This is a genomic window from Acetobacter zythi, from assembly GCF_963921165.1.
Classification (GTDB): domain Bacteria; phylum Pseudomonadota; class Alphaproteobacteria; order Acetobacterales; family Acetobacteraceae; genus Acetobacter.
In genome coordinates, this window is sequence record NZ_CAWUEO010000044.1 from 170760 (window position 1) to 181975 (window position 11216).

Annotated in this window: 7 protein-coding genes and 1 pseudogene; 6 read left to right on the plus strand and 2 right to left on the minus strand. The window is 58.1% G+C overall.

Annotated elements, in window-relative coordinates:
• Positions 1 to 2 precede the first annotated feature (2 nt).
• The 6 genes from AABE20_RS12015 to AABE20_RS12040 all read left to right on the plus strand — a co-directional run bounded on the left by AABE20_RS12015 (position 3) and on the right by AABE20_RS12040 (position 9817).
• Positions 3 to 566: a rod shape-determining protein MreD gene (locus AABE20_RS12015; protein ID WP_165992410.1), complete on the plus strand. Its 564-nt coding sequence runs from the start codon at positions 3 to 5 to the stop codon at positions 564 to 566.
• A 19-nt stretch (positions 567 to 585) separates the two neighbouring features.
• A complete protein-coding gene (gene mrdA, locus AABE20_RS12020) occupies positions 586 to 2508 on the plus strand; it encodes a penicillin-binding protein 2 (protein WP_338333290.1) in 1923 nt (640 codons plus the stop codon).
• A 4-nt stretch (positions 2509 to 2512) separates the two neighbouring features.
• A complete protein-coding gene (gene rodA, locus AABE20_RS12025; RefSeq protein WP_338333291.1) occupies positions 2513 to 3667 on the plus strand; it encodes a rod shape-determining protein RodA in 1155 nt (384 codons plus the stop codon).
• 254 nt (positions 3668 to 3921) lie between these two features.
• Positions 3922 to 5112: an efflux RND transporter periplasmic adaptor subunit gene (locus AABE20_RS12030; RefSeq protein WP_338333277.1), complete on the plus strand. Its 1191-nt coding sequence runs from the start codon at positions 3922 to 3924 to the stop codon at positions 5110 to 5112.
• 4 nt (positions 5113 to 5116) lie between these two features.
• Positions 5117 to 8272, plus strand: a complete 3156-nt coding sequence (locus AABE20_RS12035; protein WP_338333278.1) for an efflux RND transporter permease subunit — start codon at positions 5117 to 5119, stop codon at positions 8270 to 8272.
• 54 nt (positions 8273 to 8326) lie between these two features.
• On the plus strand, positions 8327 to 9817 hold the full coding sequence (locus AABE20_RS12040; RefSeq protein WP_338333292.1) for an efflux transporter outer membrane subunit: 1491 nt from the start codon (positions 8327 to 8329) through the stop codon (positions 9815 to 9817).
• A 68-nt stretch (positions 9818 to 9885) separates the two neighbouring features.
• Here the strand turns inward: AABE20_RS12040 and AABE20_RS12045 are convergent, their stop codons facing one another.
• Both AABE20_RS12045 and AABE20_RS12050 read right to left on the minus strand, forming a co-directional pair.
• A complete protein-coding gene (locus AABE20_RS12045; RefSeq protein WP_338333279.1) occupies positions 9886 to 11115 on the minus strand; it encodes a tetratricopeptide repeat protein in 1230 nt (409 codons plus the stop codon).
• Positions 11116 to 11131: 16 nt separating this feature from the next.
• Positions 11132 to 11216: pseudogene (locus tag AABE20_RS12050) on the minus strand (biopolymer transporter ExbD); the annotation flags it as partial.

An 11216-nucleotide genomic window follows, 5' to 3' on the forward strand; every position in this document is an offset into this window, starting at 1 on the left:
CCATGTCCGACCCCCATCAGCCACGCTGGGAGCATGACGCCGAAACCCAACTGACCTCCCGCCAGCGACTCGACCGCACCGCGCGGCATCTTCTGCCGTCTGTTTTTACTGCACTGGTCATTATTTTTTTCTCCGCCCCCGTAACCATTCCCGGGGCTGCGGAGTTGCTCCCTGCTATTGTTATCAACACAATTTTTTTCTGGTCCGTATGGCGGCCATCGGGCATGCCCTCGCTGGCTGTGTTCCTGCTTGGGCTTTTTATGGACCTTGTGGGGTTTACACCGCTGGGGGTCAGCGCCTTTATTCTATTGCTGGTGCATGGCATTGGCAGTTACGCCCGTTTTGGTCTCATGCGGATGAATTTTTTAGTAGTATGGTGCCTGTTCGGACTGGTAGGAGCGGCTGCCGCAGCGTTGCAGTGGGCGCTGGCCTGCCTGTTCCGGCTCCATCTGCTTGATCCGGCACCCGCCTTTTTTGAAGCCTTGCTCTGCATAGGGGTCTATCCGTTGCTTTCCGCCACTTTCTCGTGGTTCCTGCACATTCTGGACGAGAAGGACACGCCATGATCACATGGGAGGTGCTCCCATGTGGCTAAAGCGGCGTAAACGCGACAACCGCCGCTTGATGCCGATCCGTGATCAGAAGGATCCGGCACGCGGTGTTTTTACCCGCCGTGCCCTGCTGTGCATGGCCGTACAGGCTGGCGCCATGGGCGAACTGGCGCGCCGCCTGTACCATATCCAGATCAATGATGGCGACCACTACGCCCGTATGGCGGCCAACAACCGCGTAAGCAAGCGCCTGCTTGCCCCCCCGCGCGGCCGTATTGTGGACCGCTACGGCATAGCCCTTGCCAACAACAAGGAAAACTGGCGCGCACTCCTTATGCCGGAGGAAACGACCGACGTTCCCGGCACCATAGAGCGCTTTTCCACCCTTATTCCCCTAGATGAGCGCGACCGGAACCGCATAGCGCGCGAAATGCGCCACCAGCGCCGGTTTGTACCCGTTATGCTGCGTGACTTCCTCTCGTGGGATGAAATGGCGCGGATCGAACTGAACGCGCCCTCCCTGCCCGGTGTGCTCATTGATGTGGGCACACGCCGCGTGTACCCCGAAGGGGAACTGCTGGCCCATATTATCGGCTACGTTGCCCCCCCTAACGAGAACGATGTGGCGCACTCCACCTTGCTGGCCCTGCCGGGCATGCGGGTCGGCCGGGCTGGCATAGAGCAGAATCAGGACGAAAAACTGCGCGGCACCGCCGGTTCGGTGGAGATGGAGGTCAACGCCGTCGGGCGCGTTATTTCCGAACTCAACCGCGAGGAAGGTGTGCCGGGGGAAGAAATTTCCCTGACCATAGACCGTGGGCTGCAACAAAGGGTGCTCAACCACATTGGGGACCAGACCGCCTCCGCCGTGGTCATGGACTGCCATAATGGCGAGGTGCTGGCCATGGTCAGCACCCCTTCGTTCGATCCATCCCTGTTTGATAGCGGCGTCAGCCACGCGCAGTGGATTGAATGGACAAACAACCAGCACACCCCCCTGATCAACAAGGCGGTGGCCGGGGTTTATCCCCCCGGCTCCACCTTCAAGCCCGCTGTGGCCATGGCCGCGCTGGAATCGGGGTTGATCTCCCCCACGGACCGGGTTTTCTGCCCCGGCCACCTGGATGTGGGGGGGACGCGCTTTCATTGCTGGTCGCGCTGGGGGCACGGGTCTGTAGACCTGCATCTGGCGCTCAAATACTCCTGCGACGTGTATTTTTACGAAATTGCCCGCCGCATTGGCATGGACCGTATTGCCGAGACCGCGCACCGCATGGGCCTTGGCGTACCGCTCGATATTGAACTGCCCCACACCCGCACCGGGCTGATCCCCACCCCGGCATGGCGGCAGGCCCACCACCACCACTGGAACGGGGGGGACACCATTGTCAGCGGGATCGGGCAGGGGTTCATACAGGTTACCCCCCTGCAACTGGCGACCTACACCGCCCGCATGGCAACCGGCCGGGCCGTGCAACCCCACCTGATGCGCGCCATCAATGGCGAGGTCAGCCCCATGGCCAACGCCGAGCACTGGCCAAGCCTGAACATGCCCGAAAAATATCTCGAAGCCCTGCGCGCGGGCATGTTTGCCGTGGTGAACGAACCCCACGGCACAGCCCCCAAGGCTCAGCTTGACCTGCCGGGCATGACCATGGCGGGCAAAACCGGCTCGGCTCAGGTGCGCCACGTCTCACGCGCATTGCGTGAGGGCGGGCACTTCAACTCCGCCAACCTGCCGTGGGAGTACCGCCCCCATGCGCTGTTCATCTGCTTTGCTCCATACGACGCACCACGCTACGCTGTTTCGGTCGTCATCGAGCATGGCAATACCGGGGCAGACGCGGCGGCTCCACTGGCACGCAACATCATGCGCGATACCCTCCTGCGTGACCCGTCCAACCACACCACCCCCCCGCCCGAAAGCGTGGCCACTGTGGACGACAGCTTTGAATAACCCCATCAGGTTCCATAAGCGCCTGTTGCGGGCCGAACCCAGCTTTAGGCTTATGGCCAAGCTGTGGCGGATCAGCTGGCTGTATGTCCTGCTTATTTGTGCTCTGGCCGGTATTGGCTACGTCACGCTCTATTCCGCTGCTGGTGGGGTGCCCTACCCGTTTGCGGCTCCGCAGGCTGCGCGTTTTGCGGTGGGGCTGGTGCTGATGGTCACCATTGCCATGCTGCCCCCCCACCTGCTTATGCGCGCATCATGGGGCATGTACGCACTCTCGCTCGTGCTGCTGGTGGCGGTGCTGCACATGGGCCATGTTGGCAAGGGTGCTGAACGCTGGCTTATGATCGGAGGGCTACAGGTCCAGCCATCCGAATTTGCCAAGATTGCCCTTGTGGCCGTGCTGGCCACATGGTTCTCGCGCATGGACTATGCCCGCATGGGCAATCCGCTTTGGCTTATTCCCCCCGCCTTTATGGTGCTGGTGCCCGTGGGGCTGGTGCTCAAGGAACCCAATCTGGGCACGGCGGTTATTATTGGCGGTATTGGCGCATCGCTGTTTTTTACGGCGGGTATGCGCCTGTGGCAGATTGTTCTGCTTATTCTGCCCGTGCCCTCCCTTGTCCAGTTTGCCTACGCGCACCTGCATGACTACCAGAAAGCCCGCATTACCACCTTCCTCCACCCCGAGAACGATCCACTGGGAGCGGGTTACAACATTATCCAGTCCAAGATCGCTTTAGGGTCGGGGGGTATGTGGGGGCAGGGTTACCTGCACGGATCACAGGGGCAGCTCAACTTCCTGCCCGAAAAACAGACCGATTTCATTTTTACCATGATCGCCGAAGAATGGGGCTTTATTGGTGCCGCCGCCGTGATTGCCCTGCTGGTGCTGCTGATTATGGGCGGCATGATCATGGCCATACGCTGCCGCAACCGCTTTGGCCGGTTGATCGCCCTTGGCATCAGCATGAACTTTTTCTTTTACTGTCTGGTCAATCTTTCCATGGTCATGGGGGCAATTCCTGTTGGCGGGGTGCCGCTGCCGCTGGTTTCCTACGGTGGGTCGGCCATGCTGAATGTTATGCTGGGGTTCGGACTCCTGCTTTCAACCTGGGTCCATCGGGACACACGGCTGGACGAAAGCAGCGGCCATACCGCCTAACACCCGCGATAATGCTTGTGTTTTTGGTTTGATCTGCTCTTGACTTGATGGGGTTGCACTTTTAGCTTGCAGGTTAAAGGTAACACTTAGTACTGTTTTTTCACCTTCATTTCTCCATCCTGTTTTCTCCACAAAGCGGCCTGTAACTCAAGCTCCCCAACCGGGTTGGCAATGGCGTACCCTTCCAGACCCGGCAAAGCTTGCCAAAGCCTGATATGTGCGGAAGACCCTTCAACACACAGGGCCACACCAAAGTGACAACACACACTTTTTCTCTTCGTCCGGTCCTGCTCTGCACGGTTGCCCTGCTTGCTCTGGAAGGCTGTAAACGCCAGCAGAGCGCACCGCACATGCCGCCGCAGGCTGTGGGCGTTGTAACCTTGCAACCCCAGCCCGTAAGCGTACACACAAGCCTGCCCGGCCGCACGGATGCGTTTGAAATTGCTCAGGTGCGCCCGCAGGTTACCGGTGTGGTGCTCAAACGTCTGTTTATTGAAGGCTCGGACGTAGTGGCTGGCCAGCAGCTCTACCAGATCGACCCCGCCCGCTACAAAGCCGTGTACGACACCGCCCGTGGGCAACTGGCCCAGGCCATGGCCATAGATGGCACAGCCAAGGCCAAGGTCCGGCGCTACAAAAAGCTGGTGCGTGAACACGCCGTAAGCCAGCAGGACTACGATGATGCCGTAGCCGCAGAAAAACAGGCCCGTGGTCAGATACAAAGCGCGCAGGGGCAAGTGGAAAGTGCTCAGGTCAACCTTGGTTACACCAAAATGTATGCCCCAATTTCGGGGCGTATTGGCCGCACGCTCATTACTGTTGGGGCGCTTGTAACTGCCGAACAGACCTCCAACACGGCCATTATCACCCGGCTTGACCCGATTTATGTGGACGTGAACCTGCCCGCCATTACCCTTTTGCGCCTCAAGCGCGAACTGGCGGAAGGACGGATCAAACGGCAAGAAAACGGCGAAGTGCCCGTGATCCTGACGCTTGAGGACGGCTCGCCCTACGAATTCAAGGGCCACATGGCGCTGGCCGAAGTGAACGTGGATACAACAACCTCCACTGTTATTGTGCGCGCGATCATGCCCAACCCGCAAAAGCTGCTGCTGCCGGGCATGTACGTCCATGCCCAGTTGGACGAGGGGATTGACCCCAACGCCCTGCTGGTGCCGCAAGAATCGGTAAGCCGTAACACCCATGGCGACCCGCAGGTATGGATTGTCCAGCCCGACAATACCGTTGCCCTGCGCCAGATCCAGATTGGCATGGCCATTGGCACAAACTGGCTGGTGACCGATGGCCTGAAGGCCGGTGAACGTGTGGTGGTGAGCGGCACGCAAAAAATAACCCCCGGAGCCAAAGTCTCGGTCATGGACAGCAAACCCAAGACCGACCCCACACCCAGCTCCGCGGCACAGCCTGCGCAAAAAGGGCAGTAAATCCATGTCGCTCTCGCGGTTTTTTATCAACCGACCCATTTTTGCGTGGGTGATCAGCCTGATCATCATGCTGTTTGGCGGCCTGTCCATCCTGCGGTTGCCTATTGCGCAGTACCCCAGCATTGCCCCGCCCCAGATCGCCATTACCGTAACCTACCCCGGCGCCTCCGCCGATACGGTGAACGATACGGTTGTGCGCCCCATACTCCAGCAGATGTTCGGGCTGGATCATCTGGAATATATTTCGGCCCAGTCCTACGCCTCCGGGCAGATGGAAATTGACCTGACCTTTGAACAGGGCACAAACCCTGACATTGCTCAGGTGCAGGTGCAGAACAAACTCCAGCTTGCCCAGCCCAAACTGCCACAGGAAGTGACCGCCCAAGGGCTGAGCATTACCAAAGCCGTTAAAAACTTCATGCTGGTGTTGGCGTTTATCTCCACCAACAACTCCATGACCGGCTCCGACATTGCTGATTATGTGGCTTCCAACATTTCCGACCCGCTCAGCCGCGTAACCGGGGTGGGTGACCACACGCTCTTCGGCTCCGAATACGCCATGCGGATCTGGATGGACCCCAACAAGCTGTTCAACTACGGCCTGACCGTGCGGGACGTGGAAGCCGCTGTACAGACCCAGAACATTCAGGTCTCATCCGGCGAACTCGGGGGGCTGCCCGCACGCAAGGACATCCGTCTGGACGCCACGATCATTGGTCCGACCCGCCTGACATCGGCTGGCGAGTTTGAAAAAATTCTGCTCAGGGTCCAGCCCGATGGCTCGCAGGTCCGCATCAAGGATGTGGCGCGGGTGGAGCTGGGGCCACAGACCTACAACACCTCCTCCTTTTACAACAACCACCCCGCATCGGGCATGGCGCTCAAGCTAGCACCCGGTGCGAACCAGATTTCGACCGAAGCGGCCGTCCGCGCCAAAATTGATGAACTGGAAAAGTTTTTTCCACCGGGCCTGAAAACCGTTTACCCGCTGGATACGGAACCCTTCATCACCCTTTCCATTGAGGAAGTGGTTATTACCCTGCTCGAAGCCATCGGTCTGGTCTTTCTGGTCATGCTGGTGTTCTTGCAGAACTTCCGCGCCACCCTTATTCCCACCATTGCGGTGCCGGTGGTGCTGCTGGGCACCTTTGGTCTGCTCAACATCTTTGGTTTTTCCATCAACACGCTCACCATGCTGGCCATGGTGCTGGCCGTGGGCCTTCTGGTGGATGACGCCATTGTGGTGGTGGAAAACGTGGAACGCGTGATGTCGGAGAAAAAACTCTCCCCCATCGAGGCTGCCCGCGTCTCCATGGATGAAATTTCCGGCGCGCTGGTTGGTATTGTGCTTGTGCTGACCGCCGTGTTTTTGCCCATGGCGGCTTTTTCCGGCTCGGTCGGGGTTATTTACCGCCAGTTCTCCATTACCATTGTCTCTGCCATGTGGCTGTCCGTACTGGTTGCCATGGTGCTAACACCCGCCTTGTGCGCCACCATGCTCAAACCCGGTACGCATGTTAAAACAACAGGCCCTGCCGGATGGTTCAACCGAAACTTTGAACGCCTGACAAATGGTTACCTGAATGGCGTTCGCAGGCTCATTTCCTCCACTGTTTTGTCCATTACCTGTTTTGTGCTGATCAGTGCGCTGGCGGGCTACCTGTTTACCCGCCTGCCCAACGGCTTTTTGCCTGACGAAGATCAGGGGCTTATTTTTGGTCAGGTCACACTGCCCCCCAACACACCCATGGAGCAGACCGCAAAACTCAACCGCGAAATTACGGATTACATCCTCAAATCCGAAAGCGGGCTTGTGGAATCTGTTTACGCCATCAACGGGTTTAACTTTGCCGGGCAGGGGCAGAACTCGGGTGCGTTCTTTATCCGTCTGACAGACTGGAAAAACCGCCCCCTTGCGACGCAAACATCTGCCGCCATCGCACGGCGGATCATGATGCATTACTGGTTTGACCCGCGCGCCCAGATTTTTGCCATCAACCCACCAGCCGTGCTCGAACTGGGGAACGCCACCGGGTTTGACCTTGAACTGGAAGACCGCGGCCACCTTGGCCACCAGCAACTACTGGCCGCCCGGAACATGGTGCTGGGCCTTGCCAGCAAAGACCCACGCCTGCTGGCCGTGCGCCCCAACGGGATGGAAGACGCATCGCAATACCATCTTGATATCGACCGCGAAAAAGCAAATGCGCTGGGCATTACGATTGATGACATCAACACCACCATCGAAGGGGCGCTGGGGTCGATCTACGTCAACCAGTTCACCCGTAATGACCGCGTAAAACAGGTTTATATTCAGGGCGACATGGATTCGCGCATGCTGCCGCAGGACCTGAACAAATGGTACATCCGCACCAACACCAACACTATGGCGCCACTGGATGCCTTTATCCGTGGTTACTGGCTGACCGGCCCGCAAAAGGTTGAGGATTACAACGGCTTTAACGCTTTTGAAATTCTGGGCCAGCCTGCTGCTGGGTACAGTTCGGGGGACTCCATTGCCGCCATCAAGGATATTTTGAAAAAACTGCCTGAAGGCATAGGCTTTGAATGGACCGGCCTGTCGTTTGAGGAAATTTCCTCCGGTTCCTCCACCGGCCCGCTCTACGCACTGGCCAGTCTGGTTATTCTTTTGTGCCTTGCCGCACTTTACGAAAGCTGGGCCATTCCGTTTGCGGTCATGCTGGTCATCCCACTGGGTATTCTCGGCTCTATTGCCGCAACCTTGTGGCGGGATATGAACAACGATGTGTACTTTCAGGTTGGTCTGCTAACCACCGTTGGTCTGGCTGTTAAAAACGCCATTCTGATTGTGGAGTTTGCCAAAGCCGCCTTTGAACGTGGGGAATCTCTGGAAGAGGCCGTTCTGACCGCATCGCGCGAGCGCCTGCGCCCTATTCTGATGACATCCATCGCCTTTGTTGTGGGTGTGTTCCCGCTCGCCATTGCCACGGGTGCCGGTTCCGCCTCCCGCGTGGCCATTGGCACTGCCGTAGTCGGGGGTATGGCCACCGCAACACTTCTGGCCATCTACTTTGTGCCTGTCTTTTTTGTTCTGGTGCTCCGTGTGTTTCACGTTAAACGCATCAGCGAACGCAAGCAGGCCGCACCACCCGCCCAGACCGCAACCGGGAACGAATAAGATATGGCTCCTCAGTCCTTTTTCCGTCGCTCCCCGCGGCTCCGCGTGATTGTTATGGCGGTTGCGGCAACACAGGCCCTGTCCGCTTGCACCATGATCCCCAAATACACGCGGCCCAAACCCCCGCTGGCCACCACATGGCCCGGTTATGCCCATACGGGGGATGCCCTTTTGCCAAAAGTGGCGGCCGATATTGGCTGGCGTGAATTTTTTGTAGACCCGCGCCTGCAAGCGCTCATTGGCATTGCCCTGCGTGAAAACCGGGACCTGCGCACATCTGCGGCCAATATTGCCACGGCACAAGGCGAGTATGATGTGCAGCATGCGGGCCTGTTCCCCACCATTTCCGCCACAGGTGGGCCTATGTATCAGGCGCCATCCGATGCAGCGGGGCTGAGCTTTGCTCCGGGGCTGGATACCGACCAGACCGGCTCCGGCATGGCCCGCAACCCCTTCCGCTACTATTCCGGCGGTATTGGTTTTTCCTCCTACGAGATTGATCTGTTCGGGCGCATCCGCTCCTTGACCAAGGAAGCCGCCGAACGTGCCCTGTACCAGCAGGAAAACATGCGCGGCATGGTGATCAGCATCGTCTCACAGGTAGCCATGGCCTACATTACCTGGCTGGGAGATAGAGACACGCAGGCACTGGCCGAGCGCACTCTGGCCAGCCAGCAAGGCAGCCTGAAGCTGACGCAGGACAAATATGACCACGGCGAAGAAAACCTGCTGACCGTACGTCAGCTGGAAACACAGGTGCAGCAGAGTGCGACCATGCTCACGGATGCCCGTCGCAAGGTCGAGCAGGACGAAAACCTGATAACCCTGCTGATTGGCGCCCCCATTCCACAAAACCTGCCTGCCCCGCTGCCTTTGGGCAAACAATCCGTTCTGGCGGACCTGCCTGCGGGCCTGCCATCGGACCTGCTGACCCGCAGACCCGATATTGTAGCCGCCGAACACGACCTTCTGGCCTCGCAAGCCAGTATTGGGGCCGCACGTGCCGCGTTCTTCCCCCGCCTTACACTCACCGCAACAGACGGCGTTTCCAGCTTGCAGTTCCACAGATTGTTCACCGCTGCGGCAACCACATGGGGGCTTAACCCCAGCCTGCAGATCCCGCTATGGACATGGGGTATGAACAGCGGCAACCTCAAGGTGGCCAAGGCAACCCGCAACGGTAAAATTGCCGCCTATGAAAAAACCGTGCAGACCGCCTTCCGCGAGGTGGCAGACGCCCTTGCCGCACGCAAAGCCTATCTGGACGAAAAAAAGCAGATGGATAGTCTGGTTTTTGCAGCCGGAGACGCCTACAGACTGGCAAAACTGCGTTACGAAACCGGGACAGATTCCTACCTGACCACTCTGGATTCACAGCGCTATTACCTACAGGCCCAGCAGTCCCAGATTACGGTTGCAGTTGCAAAATACCAAAACCTTGTGACCATTTACCGGGCTATGGGGGGTGGCTGGCAGGAAACTTCCTCCATGCCAGCACCACAGGCAATACAAAACACCAAGCCTACCCCCAAAAAAGCGGGATAAACAAAGACCGCAACTACAAAAAAGGCCGCTTTTCAGCGGCCTTTTTTATAACACAACAGTTTTTACGCTTAGTGCGTAGCTGTAGCCTGCCCCAACCGGAGCACCCATAGCTGGGCAATATCATAAGCCCCATTATCCCCTGCAACGCTCTTGAGGGTCTGGATGGCCTCTGCCTTGTTGCCTGCCTGCATCTGGGCCAGACCAAGGTGCAGGCGGGCAATGTTGGGGTCTGTTACCCCTTTGGCAATAGCCTGCTGCATAAGCGCCAGTCCTTTGGCCCCCTGCCCGAACGTGACGTAATTATACCCCACATTCAGCAATTCATTCCCCGATGTCTGGGTTAGAGCTGCCTGTTCATCGGCTGCAATAGACGCTTTTTTGGCGGCAACGGTTTTCTCAACCATCGCCTTCAGGCGTGCCTGTCGGGCGGCTTCCGTGCCCTGACCAAGCACACCCTGCTGGTACCCCTGATTCATCAGGTCCAGCGCAAGCTGGGGCATGTGCCCCTGCATGGCAATCTCGGTCATGTCCATAAAGTCCCGCGCGGTGGACACATCCCCCACAGCCAGACGGATACGGTACACATCAAGCTGCAAAGCGGCCGGGATTTTTGTATTCACAACCAGTTCGTGCAGCAAAAGCGCCCAGTATTCTTTTTTGGGGTAATACGTTGCCAGCAGTACATAGGCATGTGTGGCGGTTGTGGAATCCTTAAGGGCTGTTGCACTTGCCGCCAGCATCTGCAACTGGGATTCAACCGGCTTTTGCCCTGCCTTGATCGTTCTTGCCAGAATGGGCGTTAGAACATGCACTGTGCTGGCATAGTCTTTTTGCAAATAATACGCCTGTGCCAGCAATGTTTCCATTGCAGGGCTTGGCCCCGCTTCCTTAAGGTAACGCTGGATAGCCACAGCCGCCTTGGGGTAATCCTTGGCGTTATAGGCCATGGTCCCTTCGGACATCAGCATCTGGTTTTTCAGGTTGCGCGGAGTACGGGGGGAGGCGATCAGTTTTTCATACGCGGCAGTAGCCTGTGCCACATTCCCCGCCTGCGAGGCCACAGCGGCGCGCATCTGGGCAATGGTATAGTCCTCATATGCGCTTTTATCAGCAACCGCGTCTGCCTCGTTTACGGCATCCATGGCCTTGGCGTAATTATGCGCGGCCAGAGCGCTCTGGGCCTGCTGCAAGGCCACGCCAACAGGCTGGCCCAACGTGTCCGCCGCATACACCGCCGGAATGGCGAGAGAGACAACGGTCGCGGAACACATAAGGCCCCGCACAAAACGCATGGTCATGATCTTCTTCACTCCCTTACTGATCGACGAACTGTTCCTGCCCGACGATGCCCATCTGTGTCACACCGAGGCGTTGTGCATCGGCCATGACATGGACGACA